The following is a 21,151-nucleotide window of genomic DNA, read 5'->3' on the forward strand; positions in this document are numbered from 1 at the left end:
TCATGAGCAAGCGTGTCGTAATCGATCCCATTACTCGTATCGAAGGCCACTTACGCATCGAAGTTGAACTTGATGCCAACAACGTTATTGAAAAAGCATACGCCTCTTCTACCCTGTTCCGTGGTTTAGAGATCATCATGAAAGGCCGTACGCCTTACGATACTGGTCTATTAATGCAGCGTATCTGTGGTGTATGTACTTCATCTCACTACTTATGCGGCACATTGGCGGTTGAAAATGCAATCAATGCGCAAGTGCCTATTAACGCAAAATACATTCGTAGCCTGATCTTAACCTCACTTGAAATGCACGACCACATTGTGCACTTCTATCTACTTCACGGCCTTGACTGGGTTGATGTGGTGTCTGCTCTAAGTGCAGACCCAGCAAAAGCTGCACAAGAAGCAATGAAGTGGTCGAAAACACCAATGGCGGCAGGCGAAGGTGAACTACGCGCTGTACAAGAGAAAGTACAAGGCCTAGTAAACACAGGTAAGTTAGGTCCGTTTGCTAACGCATACTGGGGCAATAAAACTTACGCTTTCACACCAGAGCAGAACCTTATTGGTCTATCTCACTACCTTAAAGCACTAGAAGTTCAGCGTGTTGGTGCTGAGATGATGGCTATTTGGGGTGGTAAGAACCCTCACCCACAATCAATTGTTGTTGGTGGTGTGACTTGTGTTCGTGACATGCTAGATCCTGCGCGTCTACAAGAGTTTAAACAGAAGTTTGCCCACGTTGCAGAGTTTATCGAACGTGCATACCAAGCTGATATTTTGATGGCAGCCTCTGCATTTGGTAAAGAGCCAAGTGTTCTTGGTGGCTGTAACATCAGCACCTTCATGTGTAGCGAGTCTATTCAGCTAAACGAAGAAACCCATCTATTCACTAGCGGTGTAATCCGCAATAAAGACATCACTAAAGCAGAAGATGTGGATCTAAGCCTGATCGCTGAAGATGTGACTCACTCATGGTACAACGCAGATAAGCCACAGCACCCTTACGATGGTACAACCATCCCTGAACATACGCCGTTCATTGAACGTGACACTCTTGAAGGTAAGCGTCCAACCATTAACGAAGCTGGCAAATACTCTTGGGTTAAATCACCACGTTACAATGGCGAGCCAGTAGAAGTAGGTCCACTAGCGACTATCGCTGTGAACTACGCAAAAGGTAACCCATACGTAGTGCCTGTGGTTAACGAGTTCTTAAAAACAACAGGTCTTCCAGCAGGTGCCCTATTTACTACATTAGGTCGTACTGCTGCACGTATGCTGCATACATTGATCATTGCTCGTAACGGTTTAACCACCTTTGAATCTATGGTGAACAACCTAAATTCAGATCAAACCACTTACATTGAACCAACTATTGATCCAGCTAAAGAGTACAAAGGTGTGGGTGTAATTGAAGCGCCTCGTGGCCTGCTAAGTCACTGGATCCGCATTAAAGATGGTTTAGTCGAAAACTACCAAGCTGTTGTTCCAACCACATGGAACGCAAGCCCAATTGATGGTAACGGCAAAATTGCACCTTACGAAGCCTCTTTAGTTGGCTTGAAGCTAGAAGATCCAACTAAGCCACTTGAAGTGCTACGTGTGATCCACTCATTTGACCCATGTATGGCGTGTTCTGTACACGTGATGGATTACAAAGGCCAATCTTTGAGTGAGTTCCGTATTCCTGCACAAGCGATGTAAGGAAGGAATTTATGTCAACAGATACAGTGTTGTACAAACGATCCTATGTTTTCTCTTTTATTATACGTCTCTGTCACTGGCTACGTGCTTTTGCCATTTTTGGCTTAATTGCAACGGGCTTTTACATTGCGTGGCCTTTCTTGGTTGCGCCAGATAGCACCAACGTATTAGAGCAAGGCTGGATCCGTTTTGCACATGAAGTTCTTGGTTTTGTGTTAATCGCAGTCACCTTAATTCGTGCTTACTTGTTCTTCTTTAGTCGCAGTAACGTTGAGCGTCGCTCGGTGAAAGATGCAGTCAGTCCGACAAGTTGGATTAAACAGATCAAAGCCTACTTCTGGATCGGTCAACCGCCTCACCATGGCGCATACGGCCCATTACAGTTAGTGGTTTATGCGGGTATTTCTATTGCCGCTATTTTCATGTGTGTAACGGGCTTAACCCTGTATGCCAACGTTTATCATTTAGGTATGGGCGGCCTATTCTGGCAACCTGCTGAATGGGTAACGTACGCGATGGGTGGTTTAGCGAATGTTCGTGAATGGCACCATATCGTGACTTGGGCATTCATTGTGTTCGTTCTGATCCACGTTTACATGGTGATTTGGACAGGCATCCGTTTCCGTAATGGCTCAGCTGACGCCATCATGTCAGGTTACGACTACCACCCTGTGCATGTGAAAGAAGAGAACCACGGTGAACACCCGGTTCAACATCACGCACACCACGCAAATACTGACCATAAAGGCCACTAGCACTAATGAAGATATTGCTACTTGGTATTGGCAATGTCTTGTACGCCGACGAAGGTGTCGGCGTACATTTCGTCAATTACCTCACCGAAAACTACCGCTTTTCACATCCAGAACATCAGATTGATCTCGTGGATGGCGGTACCCTTGCTCACAGTTTAATTCCAACCCTGACCCAGTACGATCACTTGGTAGTGATTGATACCGTTAATGCCGCAGGCGTTGATGCAGGTGAAGTCTACTTCTTTGATTTTGATAAAGCGCCAGCCGAGATCGATTGGCAAGGCAGTGCCCATGAAGTTGAAATGCTGCAGACCTTGATCATGATGGAATTGGTCGGCGATCGCCCTAAAACTTTTGTACTGGGTGTAACACCTACCGTATTAGAGCCAATGCACATGGGCTTAACACCGAAAATTCACGCTGCGATCCCTGTCATGGAGTCTGCGATTCTTAATCATTTGCGTGAGCTAGGTGTGACTTGTGAGCGCATCAATAACATCGAAATTAATAGTTTAATACCAACGGCTTATAAGCGAGGTGTGGAAGCATGAAATTAATCCAATTTTCATTTAAATGCTCTCGCCAAGTCCCGTTTTACGCCCAGTTATGTAACGATTATTTAGCTAATGAGCCGTATGAAATCACTATCGGTTTCGTCAAGAATCGCTACATTATTGAAGCTGTGGGTGAGCAAGCGCAATTAGAAGCTTTAGCCGATAAAATTGCCCATGATTTCTTACTGTCTATCTGGTTATTAGACACCAAAGTAGAAGAAATTAGCCATCGTGAAGGTGGCGTTGTTCCACTGGTAAATACTTCGCATCAATTACCATTCTGCCAACATTGTGAGCCATTATTAGGTGATAACCAATCGCCACAATTTGGTGAATTAAGCTTGCCATGCGCATGCTGTCACGGTGAAAAGCGTCTACCTGCTGCGGTTAGCTTTAATCAAGTAAAAGCGTGGGCTGATGATGTGATCAGTAATGGTTCGGTGATTTTCACCTTAACCAACGAGCAAGGTAAACATCAGCTATTTCAGCTAAGTACATCACCCGTTTCTACTTCGTCGCAGAAACGTCCACAAGTGCTGGTTTGTAATCCCAATACAGTGCCAATGCACTTTATTACCCCATCAGCACATGTGTTGGCCTTATCTAGCTTAGAAAAACCACGAGTAACGGTTCAACCTAAAGCGCAACATCAGCAATTACATGCACCACTGTACGATTTATGTTTTAGCTACAATCGTGTTCTTACAGTACTGACCGAGGTATTACGTCAGCAAGGTATTGATTATGTATACCTTGACACCAACCACTGGCAACCCTTGATCACTTGGATTGAAAACGGTTGGAGTCAGATCGACAGTGATCCAGAAGTGTCCCTACCCGTTTCTATCAAAGCGCTAGAGCCTCTGCACGATCAAGCGTGCATTAACGGACTAAATGCTTACTGGCATAAACGTCGTATTCACTTCGACCACCAGCCTAAACATGCCAATGATGTGCCTGCACATGCACTTCCGATTTGCGCTTTACATGGTGGCAATATTGAATCAGGTAATGGTCGTAATACCACGGTGATTTATTTTGGTCGTTATGCGGCAGGTGAAATTGTTAGCCAAGATAAGTTTACTCGTACCGATAGTTTCTTAGTGCTACCGAGCCTACCTCATACAGGTCATGAGATTATTCGTGCAATGGCTGATGGTGAACAAGCGACCATATTAGCCAAATTTAAAGATGCGCAGCCTGAAAGTTATCAAGCATTAAGCCAAATCGACATTAGCCAATGTTATAACCAATTAACTGGCTTGTTTGCCGTTGCCGCAACAATTTTGGGCTTAGCGACTTCTAGTACAAATAGTATTCAATACTTAAATGATGCCTTAATTGCCAAAGCACTACAAAACAGCGGTCAAAAAGGTCATCGTGTTGATTACTCATTAGATATGATTGATGGTAAGCGTACGATTGAATGGGCGAAAACATTAGGCAGCTTAATGAGTTTCCGTTTAGTGGTCGATGAATCCGAGTTAGACAAACTCGCCTTTGGCATCATGGATTCACTGGCAGACTACATAGCAAACTGGATTGAACGTATTGATGAGACCACAGGCGTTAAAGCAGTTGTTCTTGCTGGTAGCGACTTTGCCAATGAAGTATTAACAGAACGTTTATCACTTCGTGTCGGTAAAAACTTCAACATCACAGTGAATCGTCAATTAGAGCTGGATGGTAGTAACTTAAGTGCTGGCGCCTTGTATTTAAAAATGCGTCGCCGCTAATTTAATAACGTCTTTTTGACGGATCAAAGAGACGTTTCTATTTACTAATAGAAAACTTTAATAAAAAACCAAAAAAGACCACAAGTTTTATTAAATTCAGTTTATTTTATAAATTATAATTTCATTTTTTATTGTACTTAATAGTTTATTCTTGATAAATAACAACCCTGCCTGTCATTTTTTTGACCTTAATTACTAATTTTGTACAAAATTAAGAGCAAATAAATACAATTATCTATATATGCATGTACCAAGATCTCAAAACGATTATTATCTGTTTTGAAATTATCGCCTAATCATATAAAGTTAGATTCATACCTAGCTAATATTTAGGCTCCTTGCCAGTAAATAATCTGAATCTATTGATTATTAAGCCTCATTTTTTAATGAGGCTTTTTTTATTCCCGAAGGACATAACCGTTAATGATGAAATGCTCATGAGTTGCTGTAGTGAGTTATTCTAAAACAAACATAAAATGCTTCATTATTTGTTTAAAATTACGATTTTATTACATCCTTTAATAACAACAATACCAAACAAATAGCCGTCAAAAAAATATCACTCCATTAAACCTGCAATAATTTGTTTGCCATTCTGCTGTAAATAGTCAATGTCAGCTAAATAACTCAAATGATGACCATCCGCTAAATTTGCAATAAATTGAGTATTCCCTTCAGTCGCTTGTTGCTTCATAAAATCAACCAGAGCCTGTAGTCGCTCAATCATCGTCGCTACCAATTGCTGACGCTGACTTTTTGTCATACCGTATGCATCACAAAATAGCTTGGCGCGATAAATCTGATCTGGCAACTCTCCTAATTTGTCATAAACATGGGTTTTAAACGGAGCCCAACAATAAATAGCATACGCAAGATCCCATAACCTTGGTGCAGGATGAGCAGTATCAAAATCGAAAATACCCACCACCTCATTACCTACTAATGCAACATTATAAGGTGCATAATCACCGTGGCACATTACCTCTACAGGCTCACGCACAGGTAGCATCCATTGTTGGTATTTGTAACTTGCATCTGCAATAAATCCAACCGATGCATCATGCAAGCATCTCAGTAGCTTCCCTGCACTTTTCACTGCTGCATCTGATGCTGCTGCTCCTGATAATGGGTAGTTCACGGTCTGTCCTTCAACAAAGGTGACAACCTCATTGTCGCCATCAATAGCAACAAACCGTGGAACGCCTTCAATACCTTGTTTTTCAAAATGTTGAAGTAACAAATGAATACTTGATGAATACGAATTTAACGGCCTAACAACCGTATCATTACGTTTGAAAATTGCGTTTTCACGCCCGCCAGAAAGTATTTCCATCTCACTCTCTTAATTAACTTTGCTGCCAATGCTTAAAGTCATAACACATAAATAAGCTATGAGGATCAGGTAAGTAGTCAGCAAATGGCTCACAATATTCAAAACCAAACTTTTCATATAAACGACAGGCTGACTCAAAAAAATTATGTGAACCTGTTTCTAAGCTAATGGTTTTAAACCCCATGCTCTTGGCTTCAAATAATACATGTTCTAGTAACCTTGCCCCCACCCCTTGATTTCGTGCTTCAATCTTCGTTCGCATTGATTTCAGCTCAGCACTTTCAGCATTTAGACGTTTAATGGCAACACAACCAAGCAACATATCTTGCTTCCAGCAGGTGTAAAACGTCACATCCTCTGCCTGAAGAGCATCTAAATCTAACGCATGAACACTGTCAGCAGGCGATGTAGCATACATATCTTCTAGATGTTCCATTAACAGTTGAATGACTTGTGGGTGTGTTAAGTCACCAATTTTAATATCCATGTTAAATTCCTTTTCATCGTATCTGCATCACCAACGATATTCCTTGAAGATACGGCTTCTAACATGATCCTATCGAGTGAAGATCGACTTACCCATTAGTTATAAAGTCCCAACATAACGAGCTTTACAATTCTGCCGCAATATCTCATTCGTTTGGTATAAACACTCTCTAGATTTGCAACTAAGCTAAATAGAGCACGTATCAAAAATGAGACAAATGGCATCAGCGTTGATTAATCAGAGATAAACCGTTTCAACATTTTTTTCACCTTTCAGTGTTTATAACTTACGGCGATTAACGACGTGGAGACAAAAGGAAATCATTCCGCTTATTTACATCGGTTTGGTTTGCAGCCTTTCGAAATAAACAATGAATATGATTAAGAAAAAACTTATTGGTGGTATGTCCTATGTCACCTTTACTTTCCTACTCGCACTGTATTTTACAGTGGTAGTAAATCTACCTGTATATAAAGCACTGATTGGAATATTTAGTCAACTTGAAACCGTCAAACTTGGCTTTGTACTCACGATCCCGCTTTTCTTTCTCGCCAGCTTAAACTTTCTTTTTTCACTATTTAGCTGGCCTAAGATAAGCAAACCGTTCTTTATTATCCTGCTGATTTTATCAAGCATAGTGAGTTATGCCGGATTTAATTACGGTGTCATGTTTGACTACGATATGATTATCAACATCATGGAAACAGACAGCAGTGAAGCTAGTTCATATCTCAGCTTATACTCTGTCATATGGACACTACTAATCGGCGTGATACCCGCGCTGATTATCTATAAACTGCCAATCAAGCCAATAACAAACCCTATTACATTTATTACAGCCAAGTTTGTATCAATGTTTATTTCATTAGTGGTGGTTGGATTAATTGCGGCTGCGTATTACCAAGATTACGCTTCGGTTGGACGTAATAATAGCTATCTAAAAAAGGTGATTATTCCCACTCAGTTTGTCTACAGCACTAGTCAATATGTAAAAGACACCTACTTCACGACTCCACAACCTTATAAGCAAATAGGTTTGGATGCTAAACAAAGTGACGCTACCTTAGCTCAAGCACAAACAAAACCAACACTGATGATCATGGTAGTAGGTGAAACAGCTCGCGCGCAGAATTACGAATTAAATGGCTATCACCGCAACACCAACCCTTATACCCGTGAGCTTGATATAATCTCGTTTCAAGACGTAACAGCGTGTGGCACAGCAACAGCAGTATCAGTACCTTGCATGTTTGCCAATATGACCCGAGATAATTTCAATCGCTCACAAGCGGATAACCAAGATAACCTACTTGATATTCTGCAACGTGCTAACGTTTCTCAGCTATGGAAAGAGAACGATGGTGGTGATAAATCAGTGGCGAAAAATATTACTAAGATCGAGATAGATCGTTCCCGTAAGGATGATATGTGTAATGGCTCAACTTGTTACGACATGGCGCTACTTGAAAATATCGATCAAGATATCGCAGATCTAAAAGGTAATCGCATGATCACGCTTCATTTAATCGGTAGTCACGGTCCTACTTACTATCAACGTTACCCGTCAAATAAAGCGATATTCCAACCTGATTGCCCACGTGCTGATATTGAAAACTGTAGCCAAGAGCAAATCATCAACAGCTACGATAATACGATTTTGTATACTGACTACGTGATCAGCCAAATGATCGACAAACTAAAGCAACTGGATGAGCAATATAATACCGCGCTGGTTTATATCTCAGATCATGGTGAGTCACTCGGTGAAAACGGCACGTATTTACATGGTATTCCCTATCGCTTTGCCCCTGAATACCAAACCAAAGTACCGTTAATGGTATGGATGTCACCAAGTTTTCAACAAACTAAAAATATTGACTATACGTGTTTAAAACAAGCGGCTAGAAAAACAGGTACCTACTCTCACGATAATATCTTTCATTCCATGTTGGGCGTGATGGATGTCAGTACCCAAGAATACCAAGCGCAATTAGATATTTTCAGCCAATGTCGTAATAAATTTGCAACTGAAGTTACGAAAAACAACAATTAAGTAACACGAACCAAGGAATAAGAGAAAAGAGAATCTACTAACCGATCCTCTTTTCTCTTCACTTATAGTGCTGAACAACCATCGAACTTATACATAATGAAATTATTACTAATTGAAGATCACCAAGACATAGCCAATATCATCTTCGACTTTTTTGAAATTAAAGGCTATACGCTAGATTACGCAAACAATGGTCTCCAAGGATACGAACTGGCAAAGCAACATCATTATGATTTGATCGTACTTGATGTCATGCTGCCACGTATGGACGGCTACATGGTATGTCAACAATTACGTAAAGATGGCATCGATACTCCTATACTCATGCTTACAGCCCGAGATACTCGTGAAGATACATTAGAAGGCTTCGCAACCGATGCTGATGATTATTTAATTAAGCCTTTTGATTTAGAGATCCTTGAAGCAAGGATTACCGCTTTAACCCGCCGCCGTAAAGGAAACACAGCGGCACAAATACTACAATTTGGTGATTTGTTCCTTAATCTCAAAACTCACATCGCCACCCGTGAAAACACAAAGATATCACTGAATCCTACCCAATTTACTATTTTGAAATTAATGCTATTACGAGCACCAAATATCCTAAAGAAACAAGAAGTAATGAATACCTTATGGGGCGATGATGAACCTGAAAACAATGTACTACGTAGCCACATCTATCAGCTAAGAACTCAAATAGATAAAGGCTTTAGTCATAGCTATATCAAAACAATCCCTAAGGTGGGCTACCAACTCATCAAACAGATTAAAGAAGATAATCAGAAATGAAAAAACTACGCTCTGCACGCGAAATAACGTTTTTCTATTTTGCTGTTGTCGCTATAGCAATGATCACCATCCACTTCTCCTTAGTTGAATCAACAGTGGATGAACTCGAATTATTAAATGCACAAAATGCCCTAGAGCACAAAACTGAGCAAGCAATTAATAAACTACAAAACACGCCTTCAGAATTACAATACATAACTAAAACCAGTCAAAGTTATGTTGGTTTAGCCAATGTTCCTAAACATTTTGATATTAAGGAAGATCTACCCTATAACAAAGCGGTCGAAGTTTACCAACCCAATGGATACGCAACAGACTACTTTGTAATGAAAAGCTTAATGACCGAGCGTAACGGTCATCATACCGATCTCTATACCTTTTACTTCGATGAAATTTACGAGTTTAGCGAAGATCAGATCTTTAAAGAGAATATCAAACAAGCCATTATTTCAGTCATACTATTGGTTACCACCTTGATGATTGTGATGTTAATTTCACGTCGCCTAAACCATCCTTTATCTGTTCTAACCCATCAACTGCAACATCGCTCAGCCAATGATTTAAGCCCAATCGTCCTCCCTCATGGTGTTAAAACACAAGAGTTGACCATGCTTGTTGATAGCTTAAACCAGTACCAAAATCGTATTAAGCTATCCATCGAACGGGAAAGAGCATTTAATCGATATGCAAGTCATGAACTTCGCACACCACTAATGGTAATAAAAGGTGCAACGTCTTTATTAGCGCATTCTTCAGCCCCTGAGTTTATTGAAAAACAACGTGAGCGTTTGTCTAGCGCCTGTGAGGAAATGAACGATTTCGTGACAACGTTACTTTCTCTTACCCGTGAAGAAAATCTAAATGAGCTACAAAATCGTGAATTAACCAAAGAAGAATTAGAAGAAGTAGTACAAAGTCACTTGCATCTATTAAAGAACAAGCCCGTCGAATTCCGTATTGAATTGAACCACTCTATTGACGTTAAAATTCCTAAAACCAGTTTAAAAATCCTAGTGGGAAATTTACTCAAAAACGCATTTGCTTGCACCGAAAAAGGCTCAGTGGTGATTAGTGTTACACCATCACGTATATCAATCATTGATACTGGTATTGGATCAGAAAAGAAGCCAAGAGGCGTTGAAGGATATGGATTAGGATTACTGATAGCCCGTGATATATGCCATAAATACGGTTATGAATTCGAGCTTCTGAATAACCCATACGGTGGTTGTAGTGCGCAAATTAGCATTCAGCCAGATCAGTAATTTCACTAATATACCCAAACAACTTCAAGATGCCTGATTCAGAGCGAAGTCACTGAGTTGAATTCAAGGAAGACAACGAAGCGGAATAGCGAGCTCTTTCCAAGTTGTCTGACGCAAGAAGTCGGCTCAGTGACACGCTCCCAAAGGGCGAGCGTCCTTAGCTCTCAGACTTTGTTAACTATTCTCAATGTAGAACCACTATATCTACGAATCGTTGCCGCGCCTGAGAACTAAGGTCGTCTCGCTAAACACTGCATCTTGAAGTCGCTTGGGTATATAAACATAAAGAAAGGCAGCCTCTGTATCCGACAGAGCTGCCTTTCGTCTTCATGATAGAATGTTTGCTTTATTCCAACTCAAGTTGCATCAACAGTAAATCTTCACCATCTATCACTTGAGTATGATTACTTTGGCAATGGCTACAAACCACACTACGCTCGTTATCTGTCGTTTGCTTACCACAAGCTAAACAAGAGAGTACCAGAGGCTGAATTTGCATTTCAAACGCAGCCTCACGGCAAATGCTTTCTAACTTAAAGGTTTGAAATGCCGTCTCTAACAACGCAGGTTCTACCCCGCTTAAGATACCGACTTTAATTGCAACACGAGTAACCTTAGTGGCATCGTTAGCAACGGCATGTTGCTCACATTGTTCTATCAAAGCACCAACAATGGAATACTCATGCATTAGCAAATCCTCGGCAATAGCTCACCTTGCGGTAGATCTAGATAACGACGACTCCCCCACGGACTGGTTAAAATCACACGTCCTTGATGTTCATCATTCACTTGACCAATTACCGCAGCATCACCACAGGCAGCAAACGCACTTAATACTTCTAATGCTTTTTCTGCTTGCTCTTGCGGTAATGCAATAATGAATGTGCCTTCATTTGCCAAATCAAAAGGTTCAAAGCCATAAAGCTCGCACAAACCACGCACTTCTTCACTTACAGGTACATCTTCTTCACTAACGGTAATGCCAACGTTAGATGCTTGCGCCCATTCGTTAAGTACTGCAGATAAGCCTCCACGTGTTGCATCACGCATCGCATGAATATCAAGATCTGCTTCAATCAAGGCTTCAACCGCAGTCCATAGTGTATTGCAGTCACTAACCAATTCAGATTCTAATGTTAAACCTTCACGTGCCATTAAAATCGCAGCGCCATGACGACCAATATCACGGGATACAATGATCACATCATCTTGCTTTAGGTTACGAACTGAAATGCCTTGTTTAACAATCGAGCCAACACCTGTGGTATTGATAAATAGCCCGTCAGCACAGCCTTTCGGTACAACTTTAGTATCGCCACAGACGATTTTTGCGCCTGAAATGCTTAACTCTTTTGCCATGCTATCAACAATTGTTTTTAAGTTTGCAACATCAAAGCCTTCTTCGATGATCACACTACAGCTTAAATACTGAGGTTTTGCCCCCATCATGGCTAAGTCATTTACTGTACCCGCAATGGCTAATTTCCCGATATTGCCACCAGCAAAAAATAGCGGTGAAACAGTAAAAGAGTCTGTGGTAAATGCCGTTTTACCTTCAAAGGTTAATACTGCTGCATCTTCTTCACTACGTAAAATATCGTTATCAAAGGCTTTAAAAAATAAACCTTTGATCAACTTATTCATTTCCTGACCGCCACCTCCATGACTTAACTGAATAGACTTGGTTGAAGACAGGGTTGTTAAATCAATCTCACTCATTTACACACCTCGGTAACGGAAATAGGCATTGCAGGCACCTTCAGAGCTAACCATGCAGCTACCGAGTGGTGTTTGTGGCGTACAACCACGACCAAAAACTTTACAATCTTGTGGTTTGGCTAAGCCGCGAAGAATATCGCCACATTGACAGGCTTTATGATCGTCAATGGGTGCCATGGGTAAGCAATCAGCAAAACGTACTTCTGCATCGCGATGTTTGAACGTGTTATTGAGTTTAAGTGCAGAGTTTGGAATGGGTCCTAAACCGCGCCAGCGGAAACTATCACGCACATCAAAACAGCATTTCACTGCTTGTTGAGCAACAGTATTGCCTTCTTCAGTCACAGCACGGGTGTATTGCACATCAAGCTCTGGCTCACCCGCAATTTTTTGTTTTGTTAAACGAAGGATTGACTCCATCACATCAACAGGTTCAAACCCTGCAACCACAACAGGTGTGTTGTATTTCTCAACTAACGGACGGTAAATTTTCGCCCCTTCAATCACACTCACATGTGACGGGCCAATAAACGCATTCACTTTAACCGCAGGATCAGCCATCACCGCATCAACAGCAGGTGGCACTAATACATGATTAATGTGGAAATAGAGGTTATTGATTTGACGCTGCTCGGCTTGTTCTACCAAGATGGCCGTCATTGGCGTGGAGGTTTCAAAACCAATCGCAAAGAACACCACGTCTTTATCTGGGTTTTCAGTTGCAATAGTTAAACAATCAAGCGGATCATAGATAGGTCGAATATCACAGCCTTTAGCACGGTATTGCGCCAAACTGCCTTTTGAACCGGGAACACGGATCATATCCCCAAGCGTTACCAAAATAACATTCGGTTGGCATGCCAAAGCTGCGGCATGATCAATACGCTCTTTTGGCATCACGCAAACCGGACATCCAGGACCATGTATAAAGTCGATATTATCAGGCAATAACTGCTTTAAACCGTACTTCATAATGGTATGAGTATGACCGCCACATACTTCCATCACTTTTAGCGGCTCAGGCAATTGTGGCGCTAATACTTTAATTTGCTCAGCAAGGTTAAGCACCGTATCTGCATTACGAAAGCCTTGATATAACTGTTTTAAATCAAAACTCATAATGCTAGTGGTCCAGTTTCAGCTAATAACTGACGATACATTTCAAGGCTTTCTTGGGCATCTTTCTCATCAATTTTGCTCATCACAAAACCAATGTGAATTAAAACGTAATCACCAATATTGAGTGGCTCTGTTAATAGATGACAGCTCACCGTGCGTTTAACGCCCATGGTATCAACCGTCACGCTATTATCTTGCTCATGAACCTCAACAACCTGAGAAGGAATAGATAAACACATGGTAATTACTTTCCTGCTACTTGGTTGTTATTGATCCACTCAACTAAAGGCTGGAAGCTTTCAGGTTGCTTGGTTGATAGCGTGATAACTTCAACCTCAGGGTTCAGTTTTTGTAGCTGTAATTTTGCTTCTTCAACACTGAAATCAAAGTAAGGCAGTAAGTCGCACTTAGTAATAAGAACTAAATCTGCGCGACGGAACATCACTGGGTACTTTTCGATTTTGTCATCACCTTCTGGTACAGACACCAACACAATGTTTTTATGTGTACCAACATCGTAGCTAGCAGGACAGACAAGGTTACCCACGTTCTCAACGAAACAAATGTCTAACTCATCTAAATTGATGTGGTGAAGTGCAGAATGCACCATGAATGCATCAAGGTGACAAGCAGAGCTAGTCTGGATTTGGTAAGCATTAATGCCATGTGCTTGTAGTCGGTCAGCATCACGAGAGGTTTCTAAATCCCCTTCTACCACCGCATATTTAAGTGGTGTGTACTGATGTAGATGTTCTAACAGTGTGGTTTTGCCACTACCAGGGCTACTCATCAAGTTAAATGCAGTTACATTCTTCGCATTAAAATGCGCACGGTTATGTGCCGCTTCCACGTCATTTTTATCAAGAATTTTATGAATGACAGATAATGTTTTTTTATCGTTTAATTGTGGATTAGCTTGTAATTGATGATGGTGATGATGATCACCTTGAGGCAGTGAACAACCGCAATCTTGACACATAGGAACTCCAACCTACATCGGCTTACATCAGGCTTTTGCGATACACAAAAAAGTTGTCAGCCCTGCAAAACCAAAATGGATAATGGCTATTTAACATGCAATAGCCTAAAAATTTGAGCTGAGATTATCTATGCTATAGAGGAATAATGCAATTGTATGATGATTTATTTGCGTAGAACTATGATTTACGATATTAGTAGTTAAACGGCGATGAAGCTGAGATACGAGCATTTGTCAGCTAATATTCAGACTTCATGACAATCACCTGACAAAGACTGTTTTTACACATCGTATCTTACGCTTATGCTGTATTAACAAAGAAAAGAGAAAGTAATATGCATTCTAAAACTTCAAGCTTAAAAACAAAGTTACTAAAGGCTGCTGTTCCACTAGCTCTTGCATGCGCATTTACCGCAGCACCAGCTATGGCAAAAACGGCAACAACTGTACCTGCTGCTGCGCCGCAAATCACAGCTGAACAACAACATATCGCCCAACGTATTGGTGCTATTCAGCAAGAATTAGCAGGCATTCGTAGCCAAACACTTCAAGCTCATCCTGAACTTGTAAAAGAGCTTAAGGCTTACGAAACAGCATTTAACAACAAAGTTAAAGCTATGGGTTACCAACCTGAGAAGCTAATTAAACGCGCACAAGAAATTCAGCTTGAAGCACGTAAAGAAGGTCTATCTAACGCAAAACGTACTGAGCTTGTTAAAGAGTTTGCAAGTATTCGTACTGAGCTTGCTAAACAACAACGTACTATCCTTTCTGATCCTGCGATCAGCAAACAAGATAAGCAAGTACAACAAGACGTTATTACAGCAATGAAAAAGCAAGATCCTAAAGCATCAAAGCTTCTTGCTGAATTAGATGGCTTAGTTAAGCAATTTAAGAAAAGTTAATTTTACTGATTAGCTTTAACTCAACAAAAAAAGGATAGCGATCGCTATCCTTTTTTATAAATGAACTTTCGACCTACTGTGATCGATTTGCATTAATATAAAAAAGAGTGGCTATCTAGCCACTCTTTCTTTTTATCTTAGCGTTTCTTGAATAGCTAAGCTTACAAACACATTGGTTTGTTTTGGCTTAGCATACGCATGCCTTTAACGATTTTGAACAACCAGTAAAGCACTGCTATAGCTGCAATCACACCACCAACAAATGGGATCACGTTAAGCACACTATTCATCACATCGTGAAGCATTGAGCCTTGAACCCAGTAATCAGCACCAGCAACCATACCTGTTGTTGTTGCCGCTGTTACACCCAAAACCACGAAAAATGTAAAGAACAAAAAGAAGCTACGGATAATGGAGTAATAGTGACTGTATGTAAGCTCATCAGTACCTTTATTTAATTGGTAACCAGCATAGATGATTGCCACGATACCTGAAGCCAGTAGTGTAAATGGTGTTAAGAAGCTTGCGATATAAGCAAACCAAACGCCTTTCTTATTATCTTGTGTCATAACGTTGATCCAAATCAGCAATAAGGTAATGATTTACCCCTAATTATCACAGGTATTTCACTGACTTCAAGTTTCGCTGCAAATTACGATGATCAGGATCAAAACAGCCCATTTACACTTCGCTAAAGTCTGCTATAACACCCTAAACAAACAAGTGCCCGCATATGACTATGCGGGCACTGGATAAGATTCAATCACTGTTAAATAACTTAATTACAGCTTCTCTTCTGCTGATTCAATTTCACTGCCGTCTTTAATACGACGGTGTCCTTCTTGAAGATGAACAAAATCCACTAAATCATCACCACTCACTTGGAATGCCTGACCAAAGCCTTTTACAAATAAGCCTTGCGTTGGTGCTAATCGGAACAAGCTGAAATCCTCTAGCCCACTTAGTCCTTCTACAATCTCACCAAAACGTGCTTGCAGTGCTGCAACACCTTGCTGCCAACGTTCAGAATTACGTTCAACCACACTCACATCCGCTTCAAAGGTTAAGCGTTTACGAGCATAAAGCACTTTTGATGCCGATTCGTCTTCAATCATCATCAATGATACTTGTGGGTTTTCTAATAAGTTACGTGCGTGTTTTGCAATCTGGCTAATTAGCACGTAGTAACCATCATCAAGTAAAGCAAACGGTGCATAACTTACATTCGGTTTCCCATTGGCATCAACAGTCGCTAACTGTAATGTTTGGCAGGCTTCACGGAACTCTTTAATTTCTGGGCCTAATCGGTTTTGTAAGCGTTCCTGTTTTACTTCACTCATTATTTCTTCCTCGAATTTGCTGACTTTTGTAACCTAAATCTACGCTTAGGTTTATTTCATTTGTTTTAACTGCTGGAACTTTTCAATTTGCTCAGGGAACAAGTTACGCTGCTTATCACGACCTAAGTAAACCTTAAATACGCACTCACCCGTTGCTGCAAAAAAGCCAATAAAGTAACTTTCTTGCCCCATAAATGGCTTACTGACTAATGCAATATCTGACACATTTTCTAGGCGAAGATGTCCGTGAAGCTCACCCTCTTTACCCATTAAATTATAATAACCACGGGCTTCTTTCCCTTTAGGAAAGCTGGCTTTAACCTCAAAAATCGATCCCATTGAATGCACGATAGTGGTGACGGGACCCCATGATGGCAATGCTTCTAAAATAGTTTTAGCTAGACTTCCCGGTAATAATTGCACCATGTCATCAGGGTAAGACAAGACGATTTCACCTTCAGTAACACCTAAATCTTCAGAAATAGATACCGCATGAAGTTTCGGGTTTTCTGTCAGTAGTGCTGCAACGCGAGTTTTTAACTCTTCTCGTGTGTATTTATCAAACACCTTCATTTTCCTTATTTGTCAGTGCGTTCTATGCTGCTTGCATTGTTGAATCATTAACTTTATTAATCACTTTAATCATGGCTTGCGCTAGAGTGACAGCCCAAAACTGTCCTGCTAATGTCAACGTGACATATTGGTGTTGCTCTGTTGTATTTAAAGTAACAAAACCATGCTGTTGCCACGCTTTAAATAATGGCAAACAGTAATCGAACACATTCCAACCCGCTTGCTGCTCTAATTCAATTTTAGACACAACCCCACGATCAAAAGCACATTTGATCGCCATGGTAGTCGCAGCATTAACGGGTTGCTTTATCATCATCGCCACAGGCATTGAGCCCTGCTTAATAGCTGCTAAATAACCATCAAGAGTGCGATGCTGCATTACGCCATAGCCACCAATATTGCCGCCCGCTCCTGCGCCTAATGGCAAAACCTCTGCGGTTGTTTTCGCTAGGCTGTTGTATAAGCTGCGTTCTCGATTGTCTCTTGCCCAATGGTTGACGCTTAAACGATTAAAATGATGTGCATCCATCGCAGCAACACCCGTTTCAAACATCGATGCTTTTATCGCAGTGCCAGCAGGTTGTGGTAATCGGCCTTTCTCAACCAAATCCGCCATTGGTGTGCCATTCATTTCGACTAGTTGGTATAAATCAACACCATGAGCCCCTGTTGCAAAAAAGTCGGATAAATCCTGCTGCCATATCGTCAAATCTTGATATGGCAAGCCATAGAGCAAATCAATCACAATGGGGGCTTGATCATATTGTGCTAAACGCTGAACACGAGATAACACCACCTCACGATCATCTAACCGCTTTGCTTTACGTCGTACTTGAGTATCAAAGCTCTGCACACCAAATGAAAATCGGTTAAAGCCGCCTTCTAACGCAGATTCAAACATTTCATCGTCAAAACGATTGATCCGACCTTCAAGGGTTAACTCACAATCCGTAGTTAACGGAAAATGCTGGCGTATCATCTTGCCTAGTTGTTCAATTTGCTTAGCTGATAAATCTGTCGGTGTTCCCCCACCAATATAAACCGCTTGAAAAGGAGCTGCTTGCGTCCAAGGCTGTTTTGCCTTTTCTACCAGCTCAATCATTAAAGCGGCAAAGTAATCGTCCACCAGCTGTTTGCTCGATGCATATTGGAAAAAGTTACAATACGTACAGCGCACACGACAAAATGGGATATGCACATATAAACAACGTATTGCTATGCCACTTATCGTGGATTCGCTACGTGATTCACTCTTCCCTTGCAACAAGGCTGCCATCAAGGATTGATGCTCATCAGGCTTTATCGGTTGAGAATGACCACCAGCATGCGCCGATGTTTTCTTCACAAAGCCAAAACGCAAAGGATCTGGCGTATTTTCACCGATAACATCCGTGGTTAATTGTTCCTCTGGGACTGACATCCCCTTTCCTAACGTCGAACTTTCATGGGTTTTACGCATAACTATTGGCTAATCGCCCCTCGGTTGCCCTGTGCTTATTATTAATACAAGTCACAAGGTAGAGCCCTCATAGGTTGGCATGCTATGCACAGGCTCAAGAGCAAATGTATTAGCTGTTTACTTTCAATCTTGTTGCTTTTCGCAATCTAAGCGAATGATCTTGTTTAAAAATCATCCACATAATTTTTTGTTTTAATTATCATATTGAGCATTAAATAATATTGCAAATGATAATTGATATTATTCGCATTTCATGGATAATAAATTCAAAGAGTGCTGCACTAAGTACACCAGCACCTAAATAATTAAGCTAATTCATTGAATAAACGGACTTACATCACGATGCAAATTATCACTTCCGATCAATACCTAATCATGGCTATCAGCAAATAAGGTTGTTGTTGTGAATTTAAAACGCTACGCCATTGCAGGCAGTGCTTCCATTTTGTTCCATAGCCTTCTTGTCTCTGCAATGCCTGACAAAAAAATCATCACAGTGCCAGTTTCTGAGCCTGCTAGCGTAAGTGTGAATCTGGTTTCTTTACCTATCGCCAAACCAGAACCTGTTATTCAGCCTGTCGTTGAAACGCCTGTTGAACCGATAAAGCCTGTCGCAAAAACGATGACGCCAGCGCCAAAAACAGAGATGAAAAAGCTGGTTCAGAAAACCAAGCCAGTAACAAAACCAAAAGCTGAACCTAAGAAGAAAGCTGTTCCTAAAAAACCAGCACAGCCGACACCTAAAAAAACAGTGACTAAAAAAGCTGACGTTAAAAAGCCCGTTCAGAACAAAACGGTAAAGAAAGCACAACCAACGAAACCTATTACTACCAGTAAAAAATTTACGTTAGATAAACCCAATAATAAGCCAGCCATCAAATCAGTGGTTGAGGTCAATAAAAAGACCAAAAACCAGCAAGCAACACTGGGTTCCAGCGAGCCGCAGTTGGTCTCAAAACCGACATTTGCAACTAGACCTTCCCCTGTCAGCTATCCACGTTTGGCTAAGCGTCGAGGTATTGAAGGCACTGTTTTAGTGGAAGTGTTAATTGGTAAAGACGGCAAACAACTAAAACAGAAATTAGCCAAATCATCCGGTGCTAGCGTGCTTGATAAAGCAGCACTGAAAGCAATCAAACTGTGGCGCTTTTCTCCGCACATTATTGACGGAAAAGCTATCGCCCACCGTGTACAAATTCCTGTTCGTTTCAAATTGGATTAAATCATGAGCTTTTTAGACAACCTGACCCAACAACTTGGCCTGATGGCATGGCCTCTCATTATCTGCTCTGTGCTCACAGTAATGATCCTTGTGGAGCGTTTAGTTCAAGTTTTGCTTTGCACTGGTGTTGGCAAAACTAAGGTAAACGCTATTCTTGCTAAACAGAATCGTCACGATGATTGTGCTCTAGATAAACTGACTGAAGAGTTAAAACAGCAACGCCCTCTACTTTATAAAGGCATTGCTATGTTGATTGCTCACCGCCATTTCACCAAACCTCTACGTGAAGATGCAGCTGCTATTTGGCTTATACAAAAACGTACTGAACTGCGTTCAGGCTTACGTTTGCTTAGCTTAATTGGTGTAATCAGCCCGCTATTAGGTTTGCTTGGCACCGTTTTAGGGCTAATTGAAATGTTCAGTGGCATTTCACAATCGACAGGTTCAGTAACACCTAGCGATTTAGCCGATGGCTTAGGCTTAGCCATGCGAACAACAGCAGCAGGCTTATTGATTGCCCTACCGGCTATTACAGGTGCACAGCTTTTAGGTTTATGGGCAGATAACGTAACAGCCAAATTAGAACACTGTTTGAATCGCTGTAACTTATGGCTTGAGGGCATGAATATCGAAGTGGAAAACGGCAAAACAACCGCTTGTGATACTTGTGAACAAAACCCAGCGGTTAACGGTAAAGCATTATGATCAGAGCTAATAGCAGCATAACTCAATCTGATGATATGGCCCCAGATCTGACACCTTTACTCGATATTATCTTTATTGTGATGGTGTTTTTACTGCTTACCGCTACGGTAAAAATTAAGTCTTTGGATGTCGATTTACCGCAAACTGCCACTAAGACATTACAAACCACACAGGCCGATCCTATCACCATCAATCTCGTTGCTAATGCGCCACATTGGGCGCTTCAGGGCGAAAAAGTCAATGACTGGGACAGCTTTAAGCAATCCCTGTTACAAGAAGTAAAAGCCAGCCCCAATAAGCCTGTTGTGATCGGGGCTGATAAAACAGCCTCTGTTGAACAGATGCTTAAACTGCTCGCTTTCTTACAAGAAAACAATATCAAAGCAACTCAGCTACTTATGGAAGAATCATCATCATGAAACGACGCACACTTTTAAAAACATCTTTGCTGA

At 41.1% G+C, this 21,151-nt stretch carries 22 protein-coding genes; 11 read left to right on the forward strand and 11 right to left on the reverse strand.

The features are described 5' to 3' along the window. Positions 1–2: 2 nt before the first annotated feature. The 4 genes from Q7674_RS15500 to Q7674_RS15515 are packed head-to-tail and all read left to right on the forward strand — an operon-like array spanning position 3 to position 4,751. A complete protein-coding gene (locus Q7674_RS15500; RefSeq protein WP_008987220.1) occupies positions 3–1,706 on the forward strand; it encodes a nickel-dependent hydrogenase large subunit in 1,704 nt (567 codons plus the stop codon). An 11-nt stretch (positions 1,707–1,717) separates the two neighbouring features. Then, on the forward strand, positions 1,718–2,461 hold the full coding sequence (gene cybH, locus Q7674_RS15505) for a Ni/Fe-hydrogenase, b-type cytochrome subunit (RefSeq protein WP_045063111.1): 744 nt from the start codon (positions 1,718–1,720) through the stop codon (positions 2,459–2,461). Positions 2,462–2,466: 5 nt separating this feature from the next. Then, entirely contained in the window at positions 2,467–3,012 is a 546-nt protein-coding gene (locus tag Q7674_RS15510) for a HyaD/HybD family hydrogenase maturation endopeptidase (RefSeq protein ID WP_045063110.1), read from the forward strand. Beyond that, positions 3,009–4,751: a Kae1-like domain-containing protein gene (locus tag Q7674_RS15515; RefSeq protein ID WP_045063109.1), complete on the forward strand. Its 1,743-nt coding sequence runs from the start codon at positions 3,009–3,011 to the stop codon at positions 4,749–4,751. The genes Q7674_RS15510 and Q7674_RS15515 overlap by 4 nt, the downstream gene beginning before the upstream one ends. A gap of 559 nt (positions 4,752–5,310) precedes the next feature. Here Q7674_RS15515 and Q7674_RS15520 read toward each other — a convergent pair. After that, positions 5,311–6,084, reverse strand: coding sequence for a phosphotransferase enzyme family protein (locus tag Q7674_RS15520; protein WP_045063108.1), 774 nt, complete (start codon positions 6,082–6,084; stop codon positions 5,311–5,313). A gap of 13 nt (positions 6,085–6,097) precedes the next feature. Beyond that, positions 6,098–6,571, reverse strand: coding sequence for a GNAT family N-acetyltransferase (locus Q7674_RS15525; protein WP_045063107.1), 474 nt, complete (start codon positions 6,569–6,571; stop codon positions 6,098–6,100). Positions 6,572–6,941: 370 nt separating this feature from the next. On the opposite strand from Q7674_RS15525, the gene Q7674_RS15530 reads away from it, so the two are divergent. The 3 genes from Q7674_RS15530 (at position 6,942) to Q7674_RS15540 (ending at position 10,678) form a co-directional block, all read left to right on the forward strand. Further along, positions 6,942–8,624: a phosphoethanolamine transferase gene (locus Q7674_RS15530; protein ID WP_045063106.1), complete on the forward strand. Its 1,683-nt coding sequence runs from the start codon at positions 6,942–6,944 to the stop codon at positions 8,622–8,624. A gap of 96 nt (positions 8,625–8,720) precedes the next feature. After that, positions 8,721–9,413: a response regulator transcription factor gene (locus tag Q7674_RS15535; RefSeq protein WP_305422766.1), complete on the forward strand. Its 693-nt coding sequence runs from the start codon at positions 8,721–8,723 to the stop codon at positions 9,411–9,413. Next, positions 9,410–10,678, forward strand: coding sequence for a sensor histidine kinase (locus tag Q7674_RS15540; protein ID WP_045063104.1), 1,269 nt, complete (start codon positions 9,410–9,412; stop codon positions 10,676–10,678). The genes Q7674_RS15535 and Q7674_RS15540 overlap by 4 nt, the downstream gene beginning before the upstream one ends. 346 nt (positions 10,679–11,024) lie before the next feature. On the opposite strand, the gene Q7674_RS15545 is transcribed toward Q7674_RS15540, so the two are convergent. The 5 genes from Q7674_RS15545 to hypB are packed head-to-tail and all read right to left on the reverse strand — an operon-like array spanning position 11,025 to position 14,495. Continuing rightward, on the reverse strand, positions 11,025–11,366 hold the full coding sequence (locus Q7674_RS15545; protein ID WP_045063103.1) for a hydrogenase maturation nickel metallochaperone HypA/HybF: 342 nt from the start codon (positions 11,364–11,366) through the stop codon (positions 11,025–11,027). Beyond that, positions 11,366–12,397, reverse strand: a complete 1,032-nt coding sequence (gene hypE, locus Q7674_RS15550; RefSeq protein ID WP_045063102.1) for a hydrogenase expression/formation protein HypE — start codon at positions 12,395–12,397, stop codon at positions 11,366–11,368. The genes Q7674_RS15545 and hypE overlap by 1 nt, the downstream gene beginning before the upstream one ends. Continuing rightward, entirely contained in the window at positions 12,398–13,516 is a 1,119-nt protein-coding gene (gene hypD, locus Q7674_RS15555) for a hydrogenase formation protein HypD (protein ID WP_045063101.1), read from the reverse strand. Beyond that, on the reverse strand, positions 13,513–13,755 hold the full coding sequence (locus Q7674_RS15560) for a HypC/HybG/HupF family hydrogenase formation chaperone (protein WP_008987232.1): 243 nt from the start codon (positions 13,753–13,755) through the stop codon (positions 13,513–13,515). Before Q7674_RS15560 ends, hypD begins: the two co-directional genes overlap by 4 nt. Positions 13,756–13,760: 5 nt before the next feature. Next, positions 13,761–14,495, reverse strand: coding sequence for a hydrogenase nickel incorporation protein HypB (hypB, locus tag Q7674_RS15565; RefSeq protein ID WP_305422768.1), 735 nt, complete (start codon positions 14,493–14,495; stop codon positions 13,761–13,763). A 335-nt stretch (positions 14,496–14,830) separates the two neighbouring features. On the opposite strand from hypB, the gene Q7674_RS15570 reads away from it, so the two are divergent. Continuing rightward, positions 14,831–15,400 carry a hypothetical protein gene (locus Q7674_RS15570; RefSeq protein ID WP_045063100.1) on the forward strand — a complete coding sequence of 190 codons (570 nt, stop codon included), beginning with the start codon at positions 14,831–14,833 and terminating at the stop codon, positions 15,398–15,400. A gap of 161 nt (positions 15,401–15,561) precedes the next feature. Here Q7674_RS15570 and Q7674_RS15575 read toward each other — a convergent pair whose 3' ends face one another. From Q7674_RS15575 to hutW, 4 genes are all read right to left on the reverse strand, one after another. Next, positions 15,562–15,969, reverse strand: coding sequence for a hypothetical protein (locus Q7674_RS15575; RefSeq protein ID WP_023931937.1), 408 nt, complete (start codon positions 15,967–15,969; stop codon positions 15,562–15,564). 213 nt (positions 15,970–16,182) lie between these two features. Then, entirely contained in the window at positions 16,183–16,740 is a 558-nt protein-coding gene (gene hutZ / locus Q7674_RS15580; RefSeq protein WP_008987237.1) for a heme utilization protein HutZ, read from the reverse strand. Between the two features lie 51 nt (positions 16,741–16,791). Further along, on the reverse strand, positions 16,792–17,307 hold the full coding sequence (hutX, locus tag Q7674_RS15585) for a heme utilization cystosolic carrier protein HutX (protein ID WP_080892188.1): 516 nt from the start codon (positions 17,305–17,307) through the stop codon (positions 16,792–16,794). A 28-nt stretch (positions 17,308–17,335) separates the two neighbouring features. Beyond that, positions 17,336–18,733, reverse strand: coding sequence for a heme anaerobic degradation radical SAM methyltransferase ChuW/HutW (gene hutW, locus Q7674_RS15590; RefSeq protein WP_045063098.1), 1,398 nt, complete (start codon positions 18,731–18,733; stop codon positions 17,336–17,338). Between the two features lie 442 nt (positions 18,734–19,175). On the opposite strand from hutW, the gene Q7674_RS15595 reads away from it, so the two are divergent. The 3 genes from Q7674_RS15595 to Q7674_RS15605 are packed head-to-tail and all read left to right on the forward strand — an operon-like array spanning position 19,176 to position 21,118. After that, complete coding sequence (locus Q7674_RS15595; protein ID WP_305422769.1) at positions 19,176–19,994, forward strand: energy transducer TonB; 819 nt, start codon at positions 19,176–19,178, stop codon at positions 19,992–19,994. Positions 19,995–19,997: 3 nt separating this feature from the next. Beyond that, positions 19,998–20,699 carry a MotA/TolQ/ExbB proton channel family protein gene (locus Q7674_RS15600; protein WP_045063096.1) on the forward strand — a complete coding sequence of 234 codons (702 nt, stop codon included), beginning with the start codon at positions 19,998–20,000 and terminating at the stop codon, positions 20,697–20,699. After that, entirely contained in the window at positions 20,696–21,118 is a 423-nt protein-coding gene (locus tag Q7674_RS15605) for an ExbD/TolR family protein (RefSeq protein ID WP_008987242.1), read from the forward strand. The genes Q7674_RS15600 and Q7674_RS15605 overlap by 4 nt, the downstream gene beginning before the upstream one ends. Positions 21,119–21,151 lie beyond the last annotated feature (33 nt).

This window comes from Photobacterium leiognathi, assembly GCF_030685535.1.
Taxonomy (GTDB): domain Bacteria; phylum Pseudomonadota; class Gammaproteobacteria; order Enterobacterales; family Vibrionaceae; genus Photobacterium; species Photobacterium leiognathi.

What these genes read in the sequence shown, in the direction of transcription:
- hutZ (WP_008987237.1), bottom strand. Translation starts at nt 16,740, where the DNA reads ATGAGTGAAGTAAAACAGGAACGCTTACAAAACCGATTAGGCCCAGAA.
- Q7674_RS15600 (WP_045063096.1), top strand. Translation starts at nt 19,998, where the DNA reads ATGAGCTTTTTAGACAACCTGACCCAACAACTTGGCCTGATGGCATGG.
- Q7674_RS15530 (WP_045063106.1), top strand. Translation starts at nt 6,942, where the DNA reads ATGAATATGATTAAGAAAAAACTTATTGGTGGTATGTCCTATGTCACC.
- Q7674_RS15605 (WP_008987242.1), top strand. Translation starts at nt 20,696, where the DNA reads ATGATCAGAGCTAATAGCAGCATAACTCAATCTGATGATATGGCCCCA.
- cybH (WP_045063111.1), top strand. Translation starts at nt 1,718, where the DNA reads ATGTCAACAGATACAGTGTTGTACAAACGATCCTATGTTTTCTCTTTT.
- hutW (WP_045063098.1), bottom strand. Translation starts at nt 18,733, where the DNA reads ATGTCAGTCCCAGAGGAACAATTAACCACGGATGTTATCGGTGAAAAT.
- Q7674_RS15545 (WP_045063103.1), bottom strand. Translation starts at nt 11,366, where the DNA reads ATGCATGAGTATTCCATTGTTGGTGCTTTGATAGAACAATGTGAGCAA.
- Q7674_RS15515 (WP_045063109.1), top strand. Translation starts at nt 3,009, where the DNA reads ATGAAATTAATCCAATTTTCATTTAAATGCTCTCGCCAAGTCCCGTTT.
- hypE (WP_045063102.1), bottom strand. Translation starts at nt 12,397, where the DNA reads ATGAGTGAGATTGATTTAACAACCCTGTCTTCAACCAAGTCTATTCAG.
- hypB (WP_305422768.1), bottom strand. Translation starts at nt 14,495, where the DNA reads ATGTGTCAAGATTGCGGTTGTTCACTGCCTCAAGGTGATCATCATCAC.
- Q7674_RS15520 (WP_045063108.1), bottom strand. Translation starts at nt 6,084, where the DNA reads ATGGAAATACTTTCTGGCGGGCGTGAAAACGCAATTTTCAAACGTAAT.
- hypD (WP_045063101.1), bottom strand. Translation starts at nt 13,516, where the DNA reads ATGAGTTTTGATTTAAAACAGTTATATCAAGGCTTTCGTAATGCAGAT.
- Q7674_RS15525 (WP_045063107.1), bottom strand. Translation starts at nt 6,571, where the DNA reads ATGGATATTAAAATTGGTGACTTAACACACCCACAAGTCATTCAACTG.
- Q7674_RS15510 (WP_045063110.1), top strand. Translation starts at nt 2,467, where the DNA reads ATGAAGATATTGCTACTTGGTATTGGCAATGTCTTGTACGCCGACGAA.
- Q7674_RS15570 (WP_045063100.1), top strand. Translation starts at nt 14,831, where the DNA reads ATGCATTCTAAAACTTCAAGCTTAAAAACAAAGTTACTAAAGGCTGCT.
- Q7674_RS15560 (WP_008987232.1), bottom strand. Translation starts at nt 13,755, where the DNA reads ATGTGTTTATCTATTCCTTCTCAGGTTGTTGAGGTTCATGAGCAAGAT.
- Q7674_RS15535 (WP_305422766.1), top strand. Translation starts at nt 8,721, where the DNA reads ATGAAATTATTACTAATTGAAGATCACCAAGACATAGCCAATATCATC.
- Q7674_RS15575 (WP_023931937.1), bottom strand. Translation starts at nt 15,969, where the DNA reads ATGACACAAGATAATAAGAAAGGCGTTTGGTTTGCTTATATCGCAAGC.
- Q7674_RS15540 (WP_045063104.1), top strand. Translation starts at nt 9,410, where the DNA reads ATGAAAAAACTACGCTCTGCACGCGAAATAACGTTTTTCTATTTTGCT.
- Q7674_RS15500 (WP_008987220.1), top strand. Translation starts at nt 3, where the DNA reads ATGAGCAAGCGTGTCGTAATCGATCCCATTACTCGTATCGAAGGCCAC.